The sequence below is a fragment of the Nocardioides sp. CPCC 205120 genome (genome assembly GCF_048654585.1).
Taxonomy (GTDB): domain Bacteria; phylum Actinomycetota; class Actinomycetes; order Propionibacteriales; family Nocardioidaceae; genus Nocardioides.
Genome location: NZ_JBMCYY010000001.1, coordinates 1,625,648 through 1,649,539, shown reverse-complemented (window position 1 = coordinate 1,649,539; position 23,892 = coordinate 1,625,648). Strand labels below are relative to the sequence as shown.

Annotated in this window: 17 protein-coding genes; 7 read left to right on the top strand and 10 right to left on the bottom strand. The window is 73.8% G+C overall.

The genetic code is table 11. The annotated features are described in order from the left end of the window. Positions 1 to 316 precede the first annotated feature (316 nt). Both ACOACO_RS07620 and ACOACO_RS07615 read left to right on the top strand, forming a co-directional pair. Entirely contained in the window at positions 317 to 901 is a 585-nt protein-coding gene (locus ACOACO_RS07620) for a DUF6928 family protein (protein ID WP_420295636.1), read from the top strand. Between the two features lie 86 nt (positions 902 to 987). Then, positions 988 to 2,076, top strand: coding sequence for an FUSC family protein (locus tag ACOACO_RS07615; protein WP_420295635.1), 1,089 nt, complete (start codon positions 988 to 990; stop codon positions 2,074 to 2,076). A gap of 24 nt (positions 2,077 to 2,100) precedes the next feature. Here ACOACO_RS07615 and ACOACO_RS07610 read toward each other — a convergent pair whose 3' ends face one another. After that, positions 2,101 to 3,573 (bottom strand): hypothetical protein, encoded by a 1,473-nt coding sequence (locus tag ACOACO_RS07610; RefSeq protein ID WP_420295634.1) that lies wholly within the window; start codon positions 3,571 to 3,573, stop codon positions 2,101 to 2,103. A 149-nt stretch (positions 3,574 to 3,722) separates the two neighbouring features. On the opposite strand from ACOACO_RS07610, the gene ACOACO_RS07605 reads away from it, so the two are divergent. Then, positions 3,723 to 6,692: a fibronectin type III domain-containing protein gene (locus ACOACO_RS07605; RefSeq protein WP_420295633.1), complete on the top strand. Its 2,970-nt coding sequence runs from the start codon at positions 3,723 to 3,725 to the stop codon at positions 6,690 to 6,692. Positions 6,693 to 6,702: 10 nt separating this feature from the next. Here the strand turns inward: ACOACO_RS07605 and ACOACO_RS07600 are convergent, their stop codons facing one another. Both ACOACO_RS07600 and ACOACO_RS07595 read right to left on the bottom strand, forming a co-directional pair. Further along, a complete protein-coding gene (locus ACOACO_RS07600) occupies positions 6,703 to 7,497 on the bottom strand; it encodes an HAD-IIA family hydrolase (protein WP_420295632.1) in 795 nt (264 codons plus the stop codon). Positions 7,498 to 7,522: 25 nt separating this feature from the next. Then, positions 7,523 to 8,269 carry a MerR family transcriptional regulator gene (locus ACOACO_RS07595; protein WP_420295631.1) on the bottom strand — a complete coding sequence of 249 codons (747 nt, stop codon included), beginning with the start codon at positions 8,267 to 8,269 and terminating at the stop codon, positions 7,523 to 7,525. 144 nt (positions 8,270 to 8,413) lie between these two features. On the opposite strand from ACOACO_RS07595, the gene ACOACO_RS07590 reads away from it, so the two are divergent. Further along, positions 8,414 to 9,568 (top strand): acyl-CoA dehydrogenase family protein, encoded by a 1,155-nt coding sequence (locus ACOACO_RS07590; protein WP_420295630.1) that lies wholly within the window; start codon positions 8,414 to 8,416, stop codon positions 9,566 to 9,568. 47 nt (positions 9,569 to 9,615) lie between these two features. Then, positions 9,616 to 12,186, top strand: coding sequence for a bifunctional FO biosynthesis protein CofGH (locus tag ACOACO_RS07585; protein ID WP_420295629.1), 2,571 nt, complete (start codon positions 9,616 to 9,618; stop codon positions 12,184 to 12,186). Here ACOACO_RS07585 and ACOACO_RS07580 read toward each other — a convergent pair. The 4 genes from ACOACO_RS07580 to ACOACO_RS07565 all read right to left on the bottom strand — a co-directional run bounded on the left by ACOACO_RS07580 (position 12,183) and on the right by ACOACO_RS07565 (position 16,764). Next, entirely contained in the window at positions 12,183 to 13,490 is a 1,308-nt protein-coding gene (locus ACOACO_RS07580) for a cytochrome P450 (protein ID WP_420295628.1), read from the bottom strand. The genes ACOACO_RS07585 and ACOACO_RS07580 overlap by 4 nt on opposite strands. A 108-nt stretch (positions 13,491 to 13,598) precedes the next feature. Beyond that, complete coding sequence (locus tag ACOACO_RS07575) at positions 13,599 to 14,828, bottom strand: sugar ABC transporter permease (RefSeq protein WP_420295627.1); 1,230 nt, start codon at positions 14,826 to 14,828, stop codon at positions 13,599 to 13,601. Continuing rightward, entirely contained in the window at positions 14,825 to 15,598 is a 774-nt protein-coding gene (locus tag ACOACO_RS07570; protein WP_420296313.1) for an ATP-binding cassette domain-containing protein, read from the bottom strand. The genes ACOACO_RS07575 and ACOACO_RS07570 overlap by 4 nt, the downstream gene beginning before the upstream one ends. Positions 15,599 to 15,687: 89 nt before the next feature. Further along, on the bottom strand, positions 15,688 to 16,764 hold the full coding sequence (locus ACOACO_RS07565; RefSeq protein WP_420295626.1) for a substrate-binding domain-containing protein: 1,077 nt from the start codon (positions 16,762 to 16,764) through the stop codon (positions 15,688 to 15,690). Positions 16,765 to 16,939: 175 nt separating this feature from the next. Between ACOACO_RS07565 and ACOACO_RS07560 the strand changes: the two genes are divergently transcribed. Together ACOACO_RS07560 and ACOACO_RS07555 are read left to right on the top strand one after the other, a co-directional pair. Next, the gene (locus ACOACO_RS07560) at positions 16,940 to 18,127 is read left to right on the top strand and encodes an ROK family protein (RefSeq protein WP_420295625.1); all 1,188 of its coding nucleotides are present in this window, start codon (positions 16,940 to 16,942) and stop codon (positions 18,125 to 18,127) included. Between the two features lie 53 nt (positions 18,128 to 18,180). Then, positions 18,181 to 18,594, top strand: coding sequence for a lipopolysaccharide assembly protein LapA domain-containing protein (locus ACOACO_RS07555; protein ID WP_420295624.1), 414 nt, complete (start codon positions 18,181 to 18,183; stop codon positions 18,592 to 18,594). Between the two features lie 39 nt (positions 18,595 to 18,633). Here the strand turns inward: ACOACO_RS07555 and guaA are convergent, their stop codons facing one another. The 3 genes from guaA to ACOACO_RS07540 all read right to left on the bottom strand — a co-directional run bounded on the left by guaA (position 18,634) and on the right by ACOACO_RS07540 (position 23,838). Next, positions 18,634 to 20,199: a glutamine-hydrolyzing GMP synthase gene (gene guaA, locus ACOACO_RS07550; RefSeq protein ID WP_420295623.1), complete on the bottom strand. Its 1,566-nt coding sequence runs from the start codon at positions 20,197 to 20,199 to the stop codon at positions 18,634 to 18,636. 307 nt (positions 20,200 to 20,506) lie between these two features. Beyond that, the gene (locus tag ACOACO_RS07545) at positions 20,507 to 22,225 is read right to left on the bottom strand and encodes a GMC oxidoreductase (protein WP_420295622.1); all 1,719 of its coding nucleotides are present in this window, start codon (positions 22,223 to 22,225) and stop codon (positions 20,507 to 20,509) included. Beyond that, positions 22,222 to 23,838: a succinic semialdehyde dehydrogenase gene (locus ACOACO_RS07540; protein ID WP_420295621.1), complete on the bottom strand. Its 1,617-nt coding sequence runs from the start codon at positions 23,836 to 23,838 to the stop codon at positions 22,222 to 22,224. Before ACOACO_RS07540 ends, ACOACO_RS07545 begins: the two co-directional genes overlap by 4 nt. Positions 23,839 to 23,892 lie beyond the last annotated feature (54 nt).

The window sequence follows — 23,892 nt, the reverse complement described above, 5'->3', positions numbered from 1 at the left end:
TCGTCCGCACCCAGTTGACGTCCGCCGAGCCCAGCGGCACCAGCGGCGTGAACGCCGGGCCGTGAGCCATCCAGTCTCGCCCCACGTCCCCGTGGTCGTCCTGCACGAACCGCTCCCCCGGCGCCGCCTGCGCCTGCCCGCCGGCCGCGCCGACCAGCAGCGTCACCACCGCGGCCACGACCGCACCCGCTCGCGCACTCCACCCCATGACGTTCCCCCGTCGGTCGGCTCGATGTGCCGGGAACGTAGCAGCGCCGGTCGCCCCGCGGCGGCGAACGCGGAGACCCGGGCTACCCGCCGTACCTAGGATCCCGCCATGGGTCTCAGCTTCTCGCTCCTCGCCCTCTCGCGCGACGGCGTCCTCGACCTGTCGCGCCCCTCGGCGGGGGCCGAGGCGGACGCCGCCGCCGTGGTGCAGCGCCTGTTCCCCCGCACGCCCCACCAGCCGACGGAAAGCCGACCGCTGCTCGAGACCGCCTTCCCTCCCCGGGGGACGCCGGTGGTCGGGGTTTTCGACTCCGGGGTGCTCGTCGCGACCCGGGACGCTCACCTCTACGACCCCGGCATCCTCCACGCGCGATACCGCAAGCTCACGGAGTGGCCGGACGTGCGGCTGCTCACCGCTGCCTCGGTCAACGACATGTTCGCCTACGGCCGCTGGCGCTCGGGCGAGCTGACCCGGTGCCTCTCCGTCAACGCCGTGGCCGGCGTCGTGCGCGACCACGGGACGCCCGACCCCTTCGAGGCCGACGTGCCCGTCAGCGCCGACAACTGGCTCGACCTGTGCAACGCGGCCCTGCGGACGGTGCTCGGTCTGCAGGGTGACGCCGCGCCGGGGTTCGCCGGGGCGGTCCCGTGGGAGGACGTCACGATGCACGTGTTCGACCGAGCGCCGCGGTAGTCGCCACGGCCTCGGGCAGCGGCTGCGGAGACCCGCGCCACCCGCCGTACGGGGTGTGTGGACGCCCGCACGGGAGACTGGTCCGCGTGCACGACCTCGAGCCCCGCCGCGCGCTGACGCGCTTCCTCGCCCACCACCCCGCCCTCACCGTCGCGGCCAAGGCCGCCGTCGCGGCGGTGGTCGCCTGGCTCGTGGTGCAGCCGTGGGGCGACGTGGCCGACGACTACGCCTACTACGCGCCGCTCGGAGCCGTCGTCTCGGTGTCCACCACCGTGGCCCAGTCGGTGCGCGCCACCGTGCAGTCGGTGCTCGCCATCGCCCTCGGCGCCACGCTGGCCGCCGCAGCGATGCTCAGCGACCTCCCCGGCGTGCTCGGGCTGGCCCTCGTCGTCGGCGTCGGCAGCCTGCTCACCTCGTGGCCGCGGCTCGGCACGATGGCCAGCTGGGTGCCGATCTCGGCCCTCTTCGTGCTCATCATCGGGCGGGACGACCCGTGGCACTACGTGGTCGGCTACCTCGGCCTCACCACCGTCGGCGCGGCCATCGGCGTCATCGTCAACGCCGCGTTCCCCCAGCTGCCGCTCGTCTCCACCGCGGCGGCGCAGGACGCGCTGCGCACCGAGCTCGCCGGCCAGCTCGACGACCTCGCCGACGGGCTCAGCCAGGAGCCGCTGCCCCGCCCCGAGGAGTGGGCGAGCCGCCGGCGCGACCTCAGCCAGCAGACCCGCCGCATGCAGGACCTCGTCGCCCGCGCCACCGACGCCCAGCAGGCCAACTGGCGCGCCCCCCGCTGGCGCACCAGCGCCGAGCGCACCCTCGACCAGGGCCGCGCCCTCGACAACCTCGCCTTCCAGGTCGAGGGCGTCACCGAGCTGCTCGCCGAGAACGAGCACGCCGACAACGAGCACGTCGTGCTCGGCCCCGAGCTGCGCCCCGGCGCCGCCCGCGCCCTCACCGCGCTGGCCGCCGCCCTCCGCTCCGTCGACGACGCCCATGCCGACCCCGACGAGCACGCGACCGCCCGCTCGACCCTCGAGCAGCTGGCCACCGACATCCAGGTGATGCGCCGCGAGACCGAGGCGGAGTACTTCGCCGCAGGCAGCCTCGTCGTCGCCATGCGCCGCGCGCTCACGACGATCGCCCCGTCCGACCGGGACGCCCGACCGACCGCTTGACCTACCTCCCGCTCCGGCCGCCCGTCAGGTACGCCGGAGCCGGCTGAAGCGCCGCTTCGCCGACATCGCCATCACCACCGTGATCAGCAGGACGAGGAAGAAGAAGAACCAGTCCCCCGCGGTCACGCCCGCCTCACCGCCGACGCCCACCGCCGTCGCGCCCGCCAGCGCCGCGATCAGGGTCAGCACGAGGGCGAGCACGACGGTGGCCCACGCGCCGAGCACCCGCAGCGGGCGGGGCGCGACCGGCCGGTAACCCGCGTCGTCCCGCACCGCCTCGCGCCACGTGCGCCAGAACCCCGCGGCGGTGACGACCTCGGCGTCCGGATCCGGGGCGACCGTGCGGTCCAGGATCGCCAGGCCCCGCGGGGGCAGGCCGAGCAGGTCGACGAGCTCCACCAGCGGGTCGCCGCTGCGCGTCTCGGCACGCGTCAGCGCCCGGAGCGCGACCAGGTCGACGCGGTCGGCGTCCTCCCCCGCGACCTGGTAGGCGAGGAACGCCGCCACCTCGTCGGCCGTCTCGGTGTCCCTGGGCCCGACCCCGCGCCAGCCCGTCCCCCAGCCGGAACGCGCGGACGCGCGGTCGCCGTGCGCCACGTCGACCCCACAGGAGCCGTCGGCACCGCGCCACAGGGCGAGCACCGGCGTACGGCGCGGTCCTGCCGCCGCGACGACCTGCGTCAGCGCGGTGAAGAGCTCGTCGACCTCCGTGGTCGTCGTCGGCTCGAGCACCTGCCAGCCGAGCCCGACCGGCGTGATGCGCACCGGCCCGGTGATGTTCGCCGCGATCCGCGCGCCCATCCGCGCCCCGACCTCGTCACCGCTGCGGAGCACCACGACGCGCTCGATCGGCGCCGGCTCGAGCGCGGGCAGCTCGAGCAGCTCCTCGAGCGCCTCGACGAGCTCGTCCAGCCACCCCAGGCTGCGACCGAACGCGGCCACCACAGCCCCGGTGGGGTCGGTGCGCGGGTCCGGCGCCGGGGGCTGCGGGTAGCGACGCGCCCGCCGCGCCTCCCACCGGGCGATCTTCCGCTCCTCCCGCGGCGTCAACGGCACCGGCATCGGTCGCACCGGCGGCTCCGCGCGCACGCCGAAGAGCCCGACCAGCGCCTCCGCGACGGCGAGCACGTCGCCCGAGGTGCGCTCGCCGTCGGTGCGGTACGTCGCGCGACCCGCCGGGCCGGCGACAACCGCGACCAGACCGGCCTCGACGTCCTCGTCCTCCTCACCGCCCCCGTCACCGGCGTCACCGCTCCCGCCCCGCCACCGCGACCCCCACCGGCTGCCCCGGGACCGCACGTCGTCGGGGTCACGCTCCTCGAAGGAGTCCCAGAACCCGACGACGTCGGTGCGCGCCGCGAACAGCTCCAGCGCACCGTGGGCGCACCACGCCGGCGTCCAGCCCCCGGCGCCCGTCGGGCCGACGCCCCCCTCGACGCGCGCGCGGTCGAGCGTCTCCGCGACCTCCGCCTGACCTGCCCGGACCAGCAGCAGCACCGCCGTACCTCCTCCTGTGACGAACGGCCGATCCTCGCAGCCGGCGTCGCGCTGTGCTGTGCGATTCCGGCGAAATTCGCCCCATCCTCCCCACGAGCACCATTCGCCACATACATTGCGGTCTTGTGCCAGTCAACGACCACGAGCCCGTGTCGCCGACCGAACCGGCGCGCACCCGCTCCGCGGGCCGCGTCCGCCGTACCGCGACCCGTCGCGCCGCCGCCCTGCTGGCGGGCCTGGCGCTCGTCGTCGTCACCCTCGCGCTGGTCACCGGCGGCAACCCGCTGAGCCCCGAGCCCGAGGGCGGGGCCGAGCAGACGGCGGCCGCCGGCGGCACGCGCGTGGCCATCTACATGCCGTTCGACAACGGCGGCCGCACCGGCCTCGTCCGTCCCGCCGACCACACCCCGCGCCTGCTCGGCGGCTTCTCGTGGGACCTCCACAAGGGGCCGGGGGCCGCGGTGAAGCCGCAGATGAAGTCGTTCGACGGACCGGTGAGCCTCAAGGTCGCGCGCGTCGACTCCAACAACAACGGCGCCGGGCAGATGGTCACCCTCGACGTGCGCGTCGGCGGCACGGCGGTCGGCCAGATCCGCTACGGCCACCTCGCGAACCTGCAGGTCACCACGAGCACGCCCGCGTTCCCGCCCGGCACCACCATCGGGTTCCTGCCGACCGGCAAGCGCGACGACTCTCGCTGCGGCGACGGCACCGCCGACGGCTGGCCCTACTCCTCGTCGTGGCGCGTGTGCACGGAGAGCGGCATCCACACCCACACCGACTTCCAGAAGGGCTGCTGGGCGGCCTTCGACACCTACGCCGTGCTGCCCGCCGACACGCCGATCGCGATGATGTCGACGGCGCTGCCCACCGCGAGCAACGCCCGCTGCGACGCCGCCGAGCTCGCCCACGTCGCCACCGACCCGGTCGCCGAGGGCGACTTCGTCGCGTACGGCGGCCACACCTACCGCATCGCCGGCGGGGCCCCGCTCCACGTCTCCAACTGGGCGGCCTTCGGCGGCGCCCAGCCCACCGAGACCTACGACGCCGCCCAGTGGGGCACGCTGCGCCGCTACCCCGTCGACGACACCTGGATCCGCGGCCTGCCCTCGGGCCGCGTCTTCCGCATCGCGGGCGGCGCCCCCGTCCACGTGCCCGACATCGCCCCCGACGGGCCCGTCGTCGACGTCGACGACCGGGCGATCGACCGCGTCGGCACCGACCACGTCTACGACCACCTGCGCCCTGCGCCGCTCGACGGCACCTTCCTCGTCGCCGCCCGCAGCGGCCGCACCTACGTCGTGGCCGGCGGCGCCCCGCTCTTCGTCAGCTCGCTCGCCCCCTGGGGCGGCACCGGCGCCGTGAAGCGGGTCTTCGTCGGCGAGCGGGCGCTGGACGACGCGGGCGGCGCGGGCGGCTTCTCGTTCCTGCGCCGCACCCCCGTCGACGGCACCTTCCTCATCGGCCGCTCCACCGGCGGCGTCTTCCGCGTCGCGGGCGGCTCGCCGCAGTGGGTCGACTCGTGGGCCCCGTACGGCGGGGTGCAGCCCACCACCGCCGTCGACGACGCCGCGATCGACCGGGCCGGCACGGGCGGGGAGTGGGACCGCATGGCGGCGTACCCCGCCGACGGCACCGTCCTGCGCACCGTCACCGACGGGCGCCTCTACCGCGTCGCGGGCGGCGCCCCTCTGCACCTGCCCACCACCGCCGCGCTCGAGGACCCCGCCCAGGCGCCCGTCGACGTCGCCGCGACCGTGATCGACGACGCGGCGCGCGCCGACCGCAACCACGCGCACCTGCGCGCCACCCCCGCCGACGGCACCTTCGTCGTCGTGCCCACCGGCGGCGTCTCCGTCTTCGCCGGCGGCGCGGCGTTCCCCGTCGAGAGCTGGGCGCCGTACGGCGGCCCGCGGCCGGCCGTGCGCATCGACCGCGCCGCCCTCACCAACCGCGGCGTCGCTGCCCAGCCGTGGGGCGGCCACGTCGCCGCCGTGCCCGCCGACGGCACGTTCGTGCGGGTGCTCGACGGCACCGTCACCGGCCGCGTCGCCCGCGCTGCCGGCGGCGGGCTCATCCCGCTGTCCTCGTGCGACCTCGTCGGCTGCGCGCCGCTGACCGGCGTCACGGGGCTCGCCTACGACAGCTACACCGCCACGTACGCCCGCCCGGCCGACGGCGCCGTGCTCCGCTTCCTGCCCTCGGGCCAGACCGTCCAGGTCGACGGCGACGCCTGCCTGCCGGCCCGCCCCGGCGCCTCCGTCGTGGAGGTCAACGACCGCGACTACCGCTGCGTCTCGACCGTGCCGGACGCCCCCAGCGGGGTCGCTGCCGTGCGGGGCGACCGCTCCGCCACCGTCACGTGGACCGCGCCGGCCGGCGACGGCGGGGAGCCGCTGACGGGGTACGTCGTCGTCGCCACCCCCGCCGACGGCGGCGCCGAGGTGCGCGCCCGGGCCGCGGCCGACGCGACCAGCGTCGTCGTGCCGGGCCTCACCAACGGCACCACCTGGACCTTCCGCGTCGCCGCGAGCAACCGCATCGGGGACAGCGAGCCGTCGGAGGCGTCCGCCGGCGTCGTGCCGGCCGGCCCGCCCGCGCAGGTCGCCACGCCGTACTCCCGCGCCACCGGCGACGACGTCGTCGTCGCGTGGCTGCCGCCGGACGCGAACGGCGAGCCCGTGACCGGGTACGTCGTGCACCGCGACGGCCGTGCGTGGGCCGTGCCGGCGGAGCTGGACCGGATCACCTTCCGCGACCTGCCGCGGGGCACCTACTCGTTCACCGTCACCGCGACCAACGCCGTCGGCTCGTCGGTGCCCAGCGAGGTGCGCACGCAGGCCGTCACCGTCGCGCCGCCCAGCGCGGTCGGGATGCCCGCCGTGACCGCCAAGGGTCGCGACGTCACCGTGTCGTGGGCGATGCCGGCCACCAACGGCGGCGCGATCACGGGGTACGTCGTGCAGCGCGGCGACAAGTACTGGTCCGTGCCCGCCACCCAGCGCCACCTGACCTACCGCGGCCTGGCGCCGGGCACCTACGACTTCCGCGTCTACTCGACGAACGCCGCCGGCAACAGCCCCGCCAGCCCCGTGCGCCGGGTCGTCGTGGTGCCGTGAGCGGGGGCGCTCAGAGCGTGCCCTCCTCCACCATCCGCACGAGGTCGGCGATGGACTCCTCGACACGGGTGGGGCGGTAGGGGAAGTCCTCGACCTGCGCGCGCGTGGTCGAGCCGGTCATGACGAGCACGGTGCGCAGGCCCGCCTCGAGGCCGGCGACGATGTCGGTGTCCATGCGGTCGCCGATCATCACGGTCGTCTCCGAGTGCGCCTCGAGACGGTTGAGCGCGCTGCGCATCATCAGCGAGTTGGGCTTGCCGACGTAGTAGGGCCGCCGCCCCGTGGCCGCCGTGATGAGCGCGGCCACCGCACCCGTCGCGGGCAGCTTGCCCTGCTGGCTGGGCCCGCTCGGGTCGGGGTTGGTCGCGATGAAGCGCGACCCGCCCTCGATGAGCCGGATGGCCCGCGTGATGGCCTCGAACGAGTAGGTCCGCGTCTCCCCCAGCACCACGTAGTCGGGGTCGCGGTCGGTCTGCACGTAGCCCACGTCGTGCAGGGCCGTGGTCAGCCCCGCCTCCCCCACGACGTACGCCGTGCCCCCCGGCCGCTGGTCGAGCAGGAACTGCGCCGTCGCGAGCGCGGAGGTCCAGATCCGCTCCTCGGGGATGTCGATGCCGCTGCCGAGCAGCCGGGCGCGCAGGTCGCGCGGGGTGTAGATCGAGTTGTTGGTCAGCACGAGGAACTCGCGCCCCGAGGCCTGGAGGGCGGCGATGAAGTCCGACGCCCCGGGGATGGGCTCCTCCTCGTGGACGAGCACCCCGTCCATGTCGGTGAGCCAGGTCTGGATCGGAGCGCGCTCGGTCATGGCGCCATCATCGCGTGCCGGGGCCTCAGCGGCGACGCAGCGACCGTTCGATGACCTGGTTGGCGGCGCGCTGGAAGCCGACCACGACGCCCTCGAGGGTGATGCGGCGCAGGGCGGAGACGGTGCGCTCCATCCGTGCGGCCTCCTCCGGCGTGTGCTGCTCGGCGCGGAAGGGACGCACCACCTGGGTGCGCAGGATCTCGGTGAGCTCGTCGGCCAGCGACTCCATGTGCCGCTCGATGGTCTCGGTGGCCTCGATGATGCTGGTGATCGGGATGTCGAGCGACAGCATCTCCAGCCCGAGCGCGAAGCCGGCGAGCACGACGTAGCGGTCCGTGCCCGGCTCGACCTCGACGGCCCGCACCTGCACGAGGACGTCGACCTCCTCGTCCTCCAGCCGGCGGCCCGCGCGCTTCTCGAGCTGGCGGCGGGTGAGGCGCTCGGGGGGCTCGGTGGTCCAGGAGGTGAGCATCGCCCGCTGCAGCGCGAGCTCCTCGGTGGTCGCCTCGTCGGAGACCGAGGCGAGGTAGCGCTCGATGGCCTGCAGGGTGAAGCCGTGGTCCTGCAGCGCCCGCACCATCTCGAGCCGCGCGAGGTGGACGTCGCCGTAGTAGGCCACCCGCCCGCGGCGCTCGGGCGGGGGGATGAGGCCCAGGCTCGCGTAGTAGCGCGTCGTGCGCACCGTCGTGCCCGCCCGCGCCGACAGCTCGTCGATCGTCAGGGTGGCGCCGTCGGGGTCGCGGTGCTCCGGGCGCTCGGGGATGGCGGTCACGACTGTGACAGTAGGGCTGTCATCGAGGTCGGGGCAATCCGCCGCGCGGGGCGCCGCCCCGCCCCCTTGCTCGATGACAGTTTCGCTGTCACAGTGTCGATGTCACGTTCTGACGCCCCGCCACCGCGCCCAAGGAGCCCCTCCATGCCCCTCGCCTCCGCCGCCGACATCCTCGAGACCGAGCACGAGGACTTCCGCGCGATGCTCCGCGCCTTCCTCGAGAAGGAGGTCGTGCCGTTCCACGAGCAGTGGGAGGCCGACGGGATCGTCGACCGCGAGATCTGGCGCAAGGCGGGCGCGACCGGCCTGCTGTCCTTCGACGTGCCGGAGGAGTTCGGCGGCCTCGGGCTCGACGACTTCCGCTACAACATGGTCGTCGCCGAGGAGATCAGCCGGGTCGGCGCGAGCGGCCTGGGCTTCCCGCTCCACAACGACATCATCGTCCCCTACCTGCTCGCCCTCGGCACGCAGGAGCAGAAGGAGCGCTGGCTGCCCGGCTGCGTCTCCGGCGACATCGTCACCGCGATCGCCATGACCGAGCCCGGCGCCGGCTCGGACCTCCAGGGCATCCGCACGAGCGCGGTCGACAAGGGCGACCACTACGTGCTGAACGGCTCGAAGACCTTCATCTCCAACGGGATCATGGCCGACCTCGTCGTCGTGGTCGCGCGCACCGACCCCGACGCCGGCGCGCAGGGCATCAGCCTGCTCGTCGTCGAGAGCGGCGCCGAGGGCTTCACCCGCGGCCGCAACCTCGACAAGGTCGGCCTGAAGGCGCAGGACACCGCCGAGCTGTTCTTCGACAACGTCGTCGTGCCCAAGGAGAATCTGCTGGGCGAGGAGGGCTCCGGCTTCATCTCGCTGATGGTGAACCTGCCCCGCGAGCGCGTCTCGATCGCCGCCATCGCCGTCGCCGCCTGCGAGCACATCCTGGCGATCTGCCTCGACTACGTGAAGGAGCGCGAGGCGTTCGGCCGCCCCATCAGCAAGTTCCAGAACACCCGCTTCACGCTGGCGGAGATGGCGACCGAGGTGCACATCGCCCGCGTCTTCCTCAACGACACGGTGCTCAAGCTCAACCGCGGCGAGGTCGACACCCAGCTCGCGTCGATGGCGAAGTGGTGGACCACCGAGCTGCAGACGAAGCTCGCCGACATCGGCGTGCAGCTGCACGGCGGCTACGGCTACATGATGGAGTACCCCATCGCCAAGGCCTTCGTGGACAGCCGCATCCAGACGATCTACGGCGGCACGACCGAGATCCAGAAGGAGATCATCGGCCGCATGCTGGGACTCTAACCCTGCGAATCATGTGCATTGTTCGCGACCAGGTCTAGGCTGCGACGGTGACCTCTCCCGACGCTCCCACCCCCCAGCAGGTACGCCGCGCACTCGTGCGCGCGGAACGCGGGGCGAGCCTGGACGCGGCGGAGGCGACGGCGCTCCTGGCGGCGACCGGCGAGGAGCTGGACCGGCTCTGCGCCGTCGCCGCCCGGGTGCGCGACGCCGGGCTGGTCGAGGCGGGCCGGCCCGGCGTCGTCACCTACTCCCCCAAGGTCTTCATCCCCGTCACGCGGCTGTGCCGCGACCGCTGCCACTACTGCACCTTCGTGGAGACGCCGAGGCAGGCGGCGCGGGAGGGGCGCGCGCCGTACCTCTCCCCCGACGAGATCCTCGACATCGCCCGGAAGGGCGCGGAGCTCGGCTGCCTCGAGGCGCTCTTCACCCTCGGTGACCGTCCCGAGGACCGCTGGCCCGAGGCGCGGGAGTGGCTCGACGAGCAGGGCTACGACTCCACGCTCGCCTACGTGCGCGCCATGGCCGTGCACGTGCTGGAGGAGACCGGGCTCCTGCCCCACCTCAACCCCGGCGTCATGAGCTGGGAGGAGATGAACCGGCTCAAGCCCGTCTCCCCCTCGATGGGCATGATGCTGGAGACCACCTCGCGCCGGCTGTTCGAGACGCGCGGCGAGGCCCACCACGGCTCCCCCGACAAGGACCCGGCGGTGCGGCTGCGCACCCTCGAGGACGCCGGCCGCCTCGCGATCCCCTTCACCACCGGCCTGCTCGTCGGCATCGGCGAGACCCTCGCCGAGCGGGCCGACACGATCTTCGCCCTGCGGCAGGTCTCGCGCGCCTACGGCCACGTGCAGGAGGTGATCGTGCAGAACTTCCGCGCCAAGCCCGACACCGCGATGCGCCACACCGACGACCTCGGGCTCGACGAGTACCGCGCCGCCATCGCCGTCACCCGCGTGCTGCTCGGCCCCAAGGCCCGCGTGCAGGCGCCGCCCAACCTCGTCGACCTCGCCGAGTGCCGCGCCCTGCTCGCCGCCGGCGTCGACGACTGGGGCGGCGTCTCGCCCCTCACGCCCGACCACGTCAACCCCGAGCGGCCCTGGCCCTCCCTCGATCGGCTGCGCGGCGTCACCGAGGCCTGCGGGCTCACCCTCGAGCCGCGCCTCACCGTGCACCCCGAGTACGTCGTGGGCGCGCTGCGCCGCGAGGAGCCGTGGATCGACCCCCGCGTCGCCGGGCACGTCGCGGCCCTGGCCGACGCCGGCGGCGACGACCCCGCGCGGGCGGGGCTCGCCGTACCGGGGGTGCGGCCGGTCGGCCGCCCGTGGCAGGAGCCGGACCCCTCGCTGGAGGAGTCGGGCTTCGGGCGGGTGGACCTGCACACCGAGGTCGACTCGACGGGGCGCACCGAGGACCGGCGCAGCGACTTCGACACCGTGTACGGCGACTGGGCCGCGGTCCGGCGGGCCGCCGACGGCGCCGCGGTGCCCGCCCCCGCGCCGCTCGCCCCGGCGGTCAACCTGGCCGCCGGCCGCGAGGCCCTCGCCGCCGCCGTGCGCGACCCCGGCGGGCTCTCCGACGCCCACGCCCTGACGCTCATCACCGCCGAGGGCGCGCTGCTCGACGAGGTCTGCGCGCTCGCCGACGAGCTGCGGCGCGCAGTAGTCGGCGACGACGTCACCTACGTGGTGAACCGGAACATCAACTTCACCAACGTCTGCTACGTCGGCTGCCGCTTCTGCGCGTTCGCCCAGCGCCGCACCGACGCCGACGCCTACTCCCTCTCGCTCGACCAGGTCGCCGACCGCGCCCAGGAGGCGTGGGAGCTCGGCGCCACCGAGGTCTGCATGCAGGGCGGCATCGACCCGCAGCTGCCGGGCACGGCCTACTTCGACATCGCCGCCGCGGTGAAGGCGCGGGTGCCGGAGATGCACGTGCACGCCTTCAGCCCGATGGAGGTGCTCAACGGCTCGACCCGCACGGGGCTCGGCTTCGAGGACTTCCTCATCAAGGCCCGCGAGTCCGGTCTCGACTCGATCCCGGGCACGGCGGCGGAGATCCTCGACGACGAGGTCCGCTGGATCCTCACCAAGGGCAAGCTGCCCACCGCCACGTGGGTCGAGATCGTCTCCACCGCGCACCGCGTGGGCATCCCGACGACGAGCACGATGATGTACGGCCACGTCGACAACCCGCGCCACTGGGTGGGGCACCTGCGCGTGCTGTCGGGCATCCAGGACACGGCCCGCGAGAACGGGTACGGCGGGTTCACCGAGTTCGTCCCGCTGCCGTTCGTGCACTCCTCGGCGCCCATCTACCTCGCCGGCGTCGCCCGCCCCGGCCCGAGCCTGCGCGACAACCTCGCCGTGCACGCGATGGCCCGCATCCTGCTCCACGGGCGCGTCGACAACATCCAGACCAGCTGGGTGAAGCTCGGCGTCGAGGGCACCCGGCGGATGCTGCGGGCCGGGGCCAACGACCTCGGCGGCACGCTCATGGAGGAGACCATCTCCCGCATGGCCGGCTCCGAGCACGGCTCGGCCAAGACCGTCGCCGAGCTCGTGGAGATCGGCGCCGGCATCGACCGGCCCGTCGTGCAGCGGGGCACGACGTACTAGCCCAGCGGGCGCACCAGCAGGCGCTCGACGCCGAAGACGATCGAGGCGTCGAACGTCTCGAGCGCGTCGGTGCCCTCCACCAGCGTCATCCGCGGGAAGCGCTCGGCCAGCGCCGGGTAGGCCTTGCGCAGCTCCATGCGCGCCAGCTCGGCGCCCACGCAGCGGTGGATGCCGTGGCCGAACGCGAGGTGCGACTTCGCCGGGCGGCCCGGGTCGAAGCCCATCGGGCAGGCGCCGAAGGCGGGGTCGCGGTCGGCCGCGGGCAGGTGCACCATCACCACGTCGCCCTTGCGGACCTGCTGGCCCGCGACCACGACGTCGGTCGTCGCGAAGCGCGGGAACGCGACCTGCACGACGGAGAGGTAGCGCAGCAGCTCCTCCACGATCGCGTCGACGTCGCCGGTCGCGTCGACCAGCGACTGCCACGTGCCGCCGTTCTCCACCAGCACGGCCGTGCCGAGCGCGAGCATCCCGGCGGAGGTCTCCATGCCGCCGGTGAAGGCGCCGTCGGCGAGCCCGCCGAGGTCGTAGTCGCTGATCTCGTCGCCGAAGTCGCGGATGATCTGGCCGATGAGCCCCGGACCGGGGTCGGTGCGCTGGCGCGCCGTCTCCGCGAGGAGGAACTCGCGGGAGCCGGAGATGGCGCCGAACGCGCCGTACCCCCCGCCGGAGATGTCGAAGCGCGCCGAGCCGAGCTCGCGGAAGGTCTCGCGGCGCTCGTCGGGCAGGCCCAGCAGCTCGCAGATGACGAGGAACGGCACCGGGAAGCTGAACAGCGGCACGAGGTCGACGACCCCGTCCTCCGCGGCACGGGCCGCCTCCTCGATCTCGTCCAGCTGCCGCGCCACGATCTTCTCCACCAGCGGCTCGAGGCGCTGCAGCCGGCGGCGGGTGAACTCCGGGGTCAGGAACTTGCGCAGCCGCGTGTGGTCGGGCGGGTCGGTGAACCCCAGGCCCCCGATGTCCCCGTCCGCGGCGCCGGCCTTCCCGACGTACGGGCGGATGTCGGTCGAGTACGACGAGCGGTCCGTCAGCACCTCGTGCGCCGCGTCGAAGCCCGTCACCAGCCACACGTTCATGCCCAGGAACGTCGTCAGCCGCTGCACCGGCGCCTCGGCGCGCATCTCGTCCAGCCGCCCGGGCGGCTCGATGCCCTCGCGCGTCAGCGGCCAGCCCAGCGAGGCCGGCACCTTGTCGATCCGCGAGAGGTCGATCCGTCCCGCCGCCTGGCGGAGCAGCACGCCCCGCACTCCCCCGAGGACGCGGGAGCGCACCGCGCCCAGCGTCCGTGTCAATGTCGTCACGGGGTCAGTCTGACGGAAACGGGGCCGCCACCGCACGACGGCAGCGTGGAATCGCTGCGTCGCACCGGTGACGGCCCCGTCGGGCCGCTCGTGCCTGGTCCTGCCCGGCTAGCCGCGTCCGCTGGAGGAGCGGGCCCGCCGGGCGACCGAGTCGATCGCCACCGCGAGCAGCAGCACCGCGCCCGTGACCATGAAGCGCACCGAGGAGTCGACGCCCACGATGTTGAGGCCCGACTGGATGGCCTGCAGCACGATGATGCCGAGCAGTGCCGCGTACGCCGACCCGCGGCCGCCGAAGAGGCTGGTGCCGCCGATGACCGCGGCGGCGATGGCCGTCAGGTTCGTGTCCGTCGTGCCGGTCGCCTGGGAGACCGACGTCTGCAGCCCCGCCCCGAGGACGCCGCCGAGGGCGGCGAGCGTGGAGGTGAGGACGAAGACCGACACGTAGATGCGGGTGACCTTCACGCCGGAGCGGCGCGCCGCCTCCTCGTTGCCGCCCACCGCGAAGACGTGGCGGCCCCACCGGGTACGGCGCAGGGCCAGGTCCATGAGCACGACCAGGGCGACGAACAGCAGGAACAGGTAGCTCCAGCCGCGGTCGATGCCCAGGTAGTAGGTCAGCCCGGCCAGGCCCGCCGCGAGCAGCGCGGCCTTGACCGCGAGACCCACCGCCGACGGCGCGGAGAGCTCCGCGCGCTTGCGCTGGCGGATCGTCCACAGCCCGCCCAGCACGTACAGCGCCACGACGACCGCGACGAGCGCGTACGCCGCCGCCCCCGTCAGGTAGCTGAACCGGGTGAACTCGATGAGGCCCGAGTCGCTCGGCAGGTTGATCGTGCCCTCGCTGCCGAGCAGGTAGAGCAGCACGCCCTGGAAGCCAAGGAGGCCGCCGAGGGAGAACACGAAGCTGGGGATGCCGAGCTTGGTGAACAGCAGCGCGTAGACGAGGCCGACCAGGACGCCCACGCCGATGCCGGCGAGGATGCCGACGAGCACCGACTGGCTCTCGCGCACGACGAGCACCGACATGACGGCGGCGCCCATGCCCGACACGGAGCCGACGGAGAGGTCGATCTCGCCGAGCAGCAGGACGAGCACGATGCCCAGCGCGATGATCCCGACCGGTGCGGCGTAGGTCAGGATGTTGACGAGCGAGAACGACGACAGGAACCGCGGCTCGAGGCTGTAGAAGACCACGCAGATGATGGCCAGGCCGACGACGACCGGCAGGCTGCCGAGGTCGCCGCCGCGCAGGCGGCGCCAGATGCCGTCGACGGCCCCTGAGAGGCCCTTGCTGCGGACGAGCCGCTCGTCGGCGAGGTCGGCGGCGACCGTCATGACGTCCCTCCTGCGGGGTGCTGGGTGGCCGCGAGGTCGTCGCGGCCGCTGCGGGCCTCGTCGCTCGCACCGGTGATGGCGGCGACGAGCTGCTCGACCGAGACGTCGCGGGCGTCGAAGCTCGCGGCGTTGCGGCCGAGGCGGAGCACCTCGATGCGGTCGGCGACGGCGAGCACGTCGGACATGTTGTGGCTGACGAGGATCACGCCGAGGCCGGTCTCGCGCAGGCGCCGCACGAGGGCGAGCACCTCCGCGGTCTGGGCGACGCCGAGCGCGGCGGTCGGCTCGTCGAGCAGCACGATGCCGGGGTCGCCGACGAGGCTGCGCGCGATGGCGACCGTCTGGCGCTGACCGCCGGACAGCGAGGCGATGGGGATCCGGACCGACGGGATCTTGGCCGACAGGCGGCGCAGCAGCCGCCACGCCTCCTGCTCCATGCCGACCTCGTCGAGCACGATGCCGCCCTGGCGGCGCTCGCGACCGAGGAAGAGGTTGGCGACCACGTCGAGGTTGTCGCACAGCGCGAGGTCCTGGAAGACCGTCGCGATGCCGAGCCCCTGGGCGGCGCGGGGGCCGCTGATGCTCACGCGGCGCCCGTCGACCTCGATCTCGCCGCCGTCGGGCTGGTAGACGCCCGAGATGATCTTCACGAGGGTCGACTTGCCGGCGCCGTTGTCGCCGACGAGCGCGACGACCTCACCCGCGCCGACGCGGAAGTCGATGTCCGCCAGCGCCTGGACGGCGCCGAACCGCTTGCCGACCCCGCGCAGGGAGAGGGCGAGGCCCGAGCCGGCCGGGGTGTCCCGGCCGGCTCGGTCCGACGCGGCGGCGCCGCGTCCCTTGCTGGTGTCGATCGGGGTCACGAGGACAGCCCGGCTGCGGCGCAGGCGTCCGCGTAGTCCTCGGTGCAGATGTCCTCGACCGCGTAGAACTCGTCGGCCACGACGGTGTCGGCCACGTTCTCCTGGGTGACCACGATCGGGTCGAAGATGAAGGACGCGACGCCCTCGTAGTCCTCGGTCTCGCCCACGTCCTCGCCCCGGGCCAGGGCGACGGCGACCTCGGCGGCCTTCTCGGCCTCGATCTTGATGGGCTTGTAGATCGTCATGGCCTGCTCACCGGCGACGATGCGCTGGATCGCGGCGAGCTCGGCGTCCTGGCCCGTGATGGGGGGCAGGGCGGCGGGGTCGACGCCGGCGCCGGTCAGCGCGGCGATGACGCCGCCCGCCTGGCCGTCGTTGGCGGCGTACACGCCCGCGATCTCGCCGGCGTCGAAGCGCGCCAGCTGGTCCGACGTCCACTGCTGGGCGTTGGTCGGGCTCCAGTCGGGGTTGTCGTACTCCGCGAGGACCTCGAGGCCGCTGGCGTCGATGGCCTCGTGGGCGCCGGCCTTGAACTGCGCGGCGTTCGGGTCGCTCGGGGCGCCGTTGAGCATGAGGATGCTGCCGGTGCCGCCGGTGGCCTCGATGAGGGCCTCGCCCTGCATGCGGCCGACCGTCTCGTTGTCGAAGGACAGGTAGTAGTCGGCGCCCTCGATGAAGCGGTCGTAGGCGATGACCTCGGCGCCCGCGTCCTGCGCCGTGCGGACCATGCCGCCGGCGCCCGCGCCGTTGACCGGGTCGAGCACGATGACGTCGGCGTTCTGCGACAGGGCGGAGTCGACCTGCTGGGTCTGCTTCGCCTCGTCCTGGTCGGCGTTGAAGTAGATGACGTCGCAGTCGTCGCAGAGCTCGGCGACCTTGGCCTCGAAGAGCGGCTTGTCGAACGCCTCGTAGCGCGTGGTGCTCGACTCGGGCAGCAGGAGGGCGATGGTGGACCCGCCGCCACCGTCCCCGCCGCCGGACTGGGCGTCGTTGGCACCGCACGCGGCGAGGGCGCCGGCACCGACGACGAGTGCGGCCGTGGAGACGACGACCCGGTGGAATCTGGTGGACATGCTTCTCTCCTCGATGACCGGGCAGCACGGCGCTGCCGACGGGGGAACGTGTGGAGTGTTGTGCCTCACAGGGTTTGTCGTCAAGAGTTGAACGCAAATCGTTTCCGACGTGTGAACTGACGCGGTTTGTGGACACTGCTTGACGACTAGTGAGTAACCCGTCAGGGTGACGCCCGTGTCCACCGCCGACCTCCGCGGGCCCTCCCCGGGCTCCACGTCCACCCTGCGCACCGCGAACCAGCGCCGGGTGCTCGACGTGCTGCGCGCGGCGGCCACGCCGGGGGACGAGCCGGTGCTCACGCAGGCGGACCTGGCGCGCGCCACGGGGCTCGCCCCGGCCACGGTCTCCAACATCATCCGGGACCTCGGCGCCGTCGGCCTGGTGGCCACCGAGCCCGGCAGCGGACGGCGCGGCACCGTCGTGCGGCTCGCCGCGTCGGCCGGGCTCGTGGCCGGTGTGGACTTCGGCCACAGCCACGTCGCGGTCGCCCTCGGCGACCTGACCGGCCGGCTCGTGCGCGAGCGCCGCCAGCGCCTCTCCCCCACCCACCCGTACGGCGAGGGGCTCGCCCTCGCGACGTCGCTGCTGGACGAGCTGCTGGCCGAGGAGGGCACGGACCGCTCCATGCTGCGCAGCGTCACCACCGGGCTGCCCGCCCCCATCAACCAGCGCGTCGTCGCCTCGGCGGCGATCCTGCCGGGGTGGGTCGGGGTCGACGCCCTCGCGGTCTGCGAGGCGGCGTTCGGCGTGCCCGTCTGCGTCGAGAACGACGCCAACCTCGGTGCCCTCGCCGAGCACCGCCTCGGCGTCGGCCGCGGCCGCGACAGCTCGGTGTTCGTGAAGATCTCGTCGGGCATCGGCGCGGGCATCGTCATCGACAACCGGCTCTTCCACGGCAGCGGCGGCGCGGCCGGCGAGATCGGCCACCTCACCCTCGACGAGCGCGGTCCGGTGTGCCGCTGCGGCAGCCGCGGCTGCCTCGAGGCCTACGCGTCGGTGAGCTCGGTGCTGGCGATGATGGACGACCAGCTCCCCGGCGCGACCCTCGACGACGTCGTCGCCGCGGCCCACGCCGGCAACCTGTCGGCCCAGCGCTCGCTGGAGGACGCCGGGCGCCACCTCGGCTGGGGCCTGGCGAGCGTGGTGAACCTGCTCAACCCCGCGGTCATCGTCGTGGGCGGGGACATCGCCCGGGCCGGGGACCTGCTCCTGGAGTCGGTACGGCGCGAGCTGCGCCGCCACGTCCTCGACGCCGTCGCGACCACCCCGGTCGAGCTCAGCGAGCTCGAGGAGCGCGCCTCGCTCGTGGGTGCGGTGCTCCTGGCGGCCGAGAACACCGACCTGCTGCTGCCCCTGGAGTGACGCCGGGCGCCGCGTCGCGGGCCGCGGGCGGTCGGGGTTGCTACTTTCGACGGATGACGTCCCCCAGCAGTCCCACGGGCCCCGAGCCCGGCCGCCCGGTCCCCCCTCCGGGCCCCGCCCCGCAGACGACGCCGGGCTCCGGGCCCGTCGCCCCCACCCAGCCCGCCCAGCCCGCCCGGCCCGCCCAGCCCGGCCGGCCGGCGAAGGACCCGACGCGCGGCTCCAAGGCCGGGGGCCTGTGGGCCGCACTGGTCGCGTTCGGCGTGCTGCTGGTGCTGCTGGTCGTCTTCATCGCCCAGAACACCGACACGACGACGGTGCAGTTCCTGGGCTTCGAGGGCGAGACGCCGCTCGCGGTCGCGCTGCTGGTCGCGACGGCGGCGGGCATCCTGCTGACCGCCCTCGTGGGCTCGCTGCGCATCGCGCAGCTCAAGCACCGCGCGCGACTGGAGGCCAAGCGTCGCTGACGCGCCGGGTGGGGCGGGGCCGCCCTGGGGCGGCCCCGCTCACTCCCACTCGATGGTGCCCGGCGGCTTGCTCGTCACGTCGAGCACCACGCGGTTGACCTCGGCGACCTCGTTGGTGATGCGCGTCGAGATGCGCTCGAGCACGTCGTAGGGCAGCCGGCTCCAGTCGGCGGTCATCGCGTCCTCGCTGGAGACCGGGCGCAGCACGACGGGGTGGCCGTAGGTGCGGCCGTCGCCCTGGACCCCGACGGAGCGGACGTCGGCGAGCAGCACGACCGGGAACTGCCAGATCTCCGCGTCGAGACCGGCCGCCGTCGTCTCCTCCCGCACGATCGCGTCGGCGGCCCGCAGGATCGCGAGGCGCTCGGCGTCGACGGCCCCGATGATGCGGATGGCGAGGCCGGGCCCGGGGAACGGGTGCCGGGCCACGATCGCCTCGGGGATGCCCAGCTGGCGCCCCACCTCGCGCACCTCGTCCTTGAACAGGGTGCGCAGCGGCTCGATGAGCGAGAACTCGAGGTCCTCGGGCAGGCCGCCCACGTTGTGGTGGCTCTTGATGTTGGAGGCGCCCGCTCCCCCGCCCGACTCCACGACGTCGGGGTAGAGCGTGCCCTGCACCAGGAACTTCACGGGCGCGCCGGGGGTGGCCAGCACCTCCCGCTCGGCGGCCTCGAAGACGCGGATGAACTCGCGGCCGATGATCTTGCGCTTGGTCTCGGGGTCGGTGACGCCGGCGAGGTGGCCGAGGAACTGCTCGCGCGCGTCGACGACCTTCAGGTCGACGCCGGTCGCGGCGACGTAGTCCTGCTCGACCTGCTCGGCCTCGCCCTCGCGCAGCAGCCCGTGGTCGACGAACACCGCGGTCAGCTGGTCGCCGACCGCACGCTGCACCAGGGCGGTGGAGACGGCGGAGTCGACGCCGCCGGAGAGCGCCGAGATGACGCGGGCGTCGCCGACCTCGGCGCGGATCCGCTCGACCTGCTCCTCGACGATGTTGACCATCGTCCACGTCTGCCGGCAGCCGGCGATGTCGACGAGGAAGCGCTCCAGCACCTCCTGGCCGTGCTCGGAGTGCAGCACCTCGGGGTGCCACTGCACGCCCGCGAGGCGGCGCTCGGTGTCCTCGAACGCGGCGACCGGGGTGACGTCGGTCGAGGCCAGCACGGCGAAGCCGTCGGGGGCCGCGGTGACGGAGTCGCCGTGCGACATCCACACGCGGTGCTCCCCCGGCAGGTCGGCCAGCAGGGTGCCGGGCCGCCCGACGGTGACGGGGGTCCGCCCGTACTCGCGGGCGCCGGTCGGCGACACCGTGCCGCCGAGGCCCTGCGCCATGAGCTGGAAGCCGTAGCACATGCCGAACACCGGGGTGCCGGCCGTGAGGAGGGTGCCGTCGATGCCGGGGGCGTCGTCGGCGTACACCGACGACGGGCCGCCCGAGAGGATGATCGCGGCGGGCCGCTTCGCGAGCATCTCCTCGACGGGCATCGTGTGGGGCACGATCTCGGAGTAGACGCGCGCCTCCCGCACCCGGCGGGCGATGAGCTGGGCGTACTGGGCGCCGAAGTCGACGACCAGGACGAGGTCGTGGTCGGGGGTGCCGGTCATCGGGTGCCTTTCGCGGGGGTACGGCGGGAGCCCGCCGCCGCGGCGCGGGCGCACGCGAGTCTAGCGAGGCCCCACCGGTCCCCCTGCCAACGCATCAGGGCCCGGCCGGGGAGGGAGGGTGGCCGGGCCCTGATGGTCCTGCGGCTGCTGACCAGCGCTGGACTCGGGCCCGGGCTGGGAGGGAGCAAACGTGCCGGACCCATCCAGTGCAACGAGCCCCCGGACCCCCGGTTACGGCGCGTGACGACAAACTTGCGACCGCCGTCACACCCGGCTCCCGCGACCGGCCCGGGAGCCGGTGCCCGCCTCAGCTCACGCCGACGATGGGCAGCCGCAGGGCCGCCGGCGCGTGCGGCGGCACGGCGGGCTCGCGCGGCTCGACCGGGTCGACGCGCTCGTACGCCGCACCCAGCGGCGGCCGCGCGTCGGCCTCGCCCTTGTTGGGCCAGAAGGCCATCGCGCGCTCCGCCTGGGCGGTGATGGTCAGCGACGGGTTCACGCCGAGGTTGGCCGAGATCGCCGAGCCGTCGACCACGTGGAGGCCGGGGTGGCCGTACATCCGCTGGTAGGCGTCCACCACGCCGGACTCCGGGGAGTCGCCGATGGTGCAGCCGCCGATGAAGTGCGCCGTCAGCGGCCGGTTGAACGGCTCGCCGATGGTGCCGCCCGGCGTGCCGTCGACCTGCTTGGCCATCTTGCGCGTCGCCTCGTTGGCCACCGGGATCCACGTGGGGTTCGGCGCGCCGTGGCCCTGCTTCGACGACAGCCGCCAGCCGAACGGCGTACGCCGCGGGAAGGTCGTGATCGAGTTGTCGAGCGTCTGCATGACGAGCGCGATGACCGTGCGCTCCGACCAGTGCTTCATGTCGTAGAGGTCGAGCACGTGGCGGCGCTGGAGCCACAGCTCCTTGAGCCACGTCTGCCAGCGCGGGCCGGGGCCGTCGCCGTCGGTGAGGACCGTCTGCAGCAGCGCCATCGCGTTCGAGCCCTTGCCGTAGCGCACCGGCTCGATGTGGGTGTGCTCGTCGGGGTGCCAGGACGAGGTGATGGCCACGCCCTTGCTGTAGTCCGTCGACAGGTCGGGCGCCAGGGCGCCGAGGATCGACTCCGAGTTGGTGCGGGTCAGCATGCCGAGGCGGTCGGAGACGTTCGGCAGGTCGCCCTTCACCTTGAGCCGGTGCAGGAGCTTCTGGGTGCCGAGCGCCGCGGCGGAGAAGACGACCTGCTCGGCGGTGAAGGAGCGCACGGCGCGGCGGCGCGACAGCTTCGCCTTCGTCCACCGCGCGTCGACCCGGTAGCCGCCGCCCGGAAGCGGCCGCACGCGCGTCACCGTCGTCAGCGGGTGCACGACGGCGCCCTTGCGCTCGGCGAGGTAGAGGTAGTTCTTGACCAGCGTGTTCTTCGCGTTGTGGCGGCACCCGGTCATGCACTCGCCGCAGTTGCGGCACGTCGTGCGGCTCGGGCCGGCGCCGCCGAAGTACGGGTCGTCGACCTCCACCCCGCCCTGCTCGGCGCCGCCGTGCTCGGGGCCGCCGAAGAACACGCCGACCGGCGTCGGGTGGTAGGTGTCGCCCGCGCCCATCTCCTCGGCGACCTTGAGCATGACGTCGTCGCTCGCCGTGCGCACCGGGTTCTCGACCACGCCGAGCATGCGCTTGGCCTGGTCGTAGTAGGGCGCCAGCTCGGAGCGCCAGTCGGTGATGTGGGACCACGCCGGGTCGCGGTAGAACGCGTCGAGCGGCTCGTAGAGGGTGTTCGCGTAGACGAGCGACCCGCCGCCGACCCCCGCCCCGGCGAGGATCATGCAGTCCTTGATGAGGTCGATCCGCTGGATGCCGTAGCACCCGGCCTCGGGCAGGAACAGGTACTTCTTCAGGTCGAACGACGTCTCCGGGAAGTCGTCGTCCTCGAAGCGGGCGCCGGCCTCGAGGACCGCCACCTTGTAGCCCTTCTCGGTCAGGCGCAGCGCGCTGACCGACCCGCCGAACCCCGACCCGACGATGAGGACGTCGTAGTCGAAGGTCATGCCCGGCCCGTCTTCCGCAGCACGCGCAGGCTCGTCGTCATCAGCCGCGCGTACGCCTCGTCGGACAGCCCCAGGACGGGCGCGATCGGCACGACGCGCTGGGTGGCGACCGACTGCGTCTCGGTGTAGCGCAGGATGCCCTCGGCGCCCTGGCGGCGGCCCATGCCGGACTCGCGCATGCCGCCCATCGGCGCCTGCAGCGAGGCGAAGGTGGCGGCGAAGGCCTCGTTGATGTTGATGGTGCCGCACTTGACCCGGCGGGCCAGGGCGCGGGCGCGGTCGCCGTCACGGCTGAAGATCGCGCCGTTGAGGCCGTACTCCCCGTCGTTCGCCCGGGCCACGGCCTCGGACTCGTCGTTGAACCGGTAGAGCGAGACGACCGGGCCGAAGGTCTCCTGGCCGAAGCACGACATCTCGGGCGTGACGTCGGCGAGGATCGTCGGCTCGTAGACGTAGGGGCCGAGGTCGGGCCGGGCGCGGCCACCGGTGAGCACCGTCGCACCGCGGGCCACCGCGTCCTCGACGTGGGCGACGACCGTGTCGAGCTGGCTCTGGTTGATGAGCGAGCCCATGTCGTTGCCCCAGTCGAGCGTGGCCCCCAGCGTCATGGCCTGGGTGCGGGCCACGAAGCGCTCGACGAACCGGTCGTAGACCTGGTCGGCCACGAACATCCGCTCGAGCGAGACGCACAGCTGGCCGGCGTTCGAGAACGCGGCGCGCACCGCGCCCTCGGCGGCCTTCTCCACGTCGGCGTCGCGCAGCACGATCATCGGGTTCTTGCCGCCGAGCTCGAGCGAGCAGCCGATGAGCCGCTCCGCCGCCTGGGCGGCCACGCGCTTGCCGGTCGCCGTCGAGCCCGTGAAGCAGACGTAGTCGGCCTGGTCGATGATCGCGGAGCCCACGACCGAGCCGGGGCCGGCGACGACCTGCCACAGGTCGGCGGGGAAGCCGGCCTCGTCCAGCAGCTTCGCGGCGAACAGCGCGCTCAGCGTGGTCTGCGAGTCGGGCTTCGCGACGACCGCGTTGCCGGCGGCGATGGCGGCGAGGCCGTCGCACAGCGCCATCGTGAACGGGTAGTTCCACGGCGAGATGACGCCGACGACGCCCTTGGGCACCCGGTTCACCTCGACGCGCGTGAGCAGCGGGAAGACGCCCGGAACGCGGCGGGTGCGCACGTGGTCGCTCAGCGTGCGGCCGTAGTAGCGCGCCGTCAGCGCGATGTGGAGGGGCTCGTCGAACGCGTGCTTGCGGGCCTTGCCCGACTCCCACACGATCAGGTCGAGGATCTCGTCCTGGCGGTCCAGCACGATGTCGTGCAGGCGCAGCAGCAGCTCCTGGCGGTGGGCCAGCGACGTGCGGGCCCACGACTCCTGCGCGCGGCGGGCGCGGGCGAAGGCCTCGCGCACGTCGGCGGGCGAGGACTGCGGGAGGTTCGCGAGCGGCGCGCCGGTCAGCGGGGTGCGCGTGACCACGGGGTCCGCACCGCCGGCGGTGAGCCGGGCGGTCAGGGACGCGACGTACTCCGGCTCGAGCGCGTAGGACGCGGTGGGGTCGTGCTCGGGGTCACCGGGGCCCGTGACGAGGGGTCCGCTCGCGGGGGTGGAGTTGCTCATGTACCGAGAGTATGTGAGCGCGGTCTCCCGTTCTACCTCGTGGTAACAATTGGC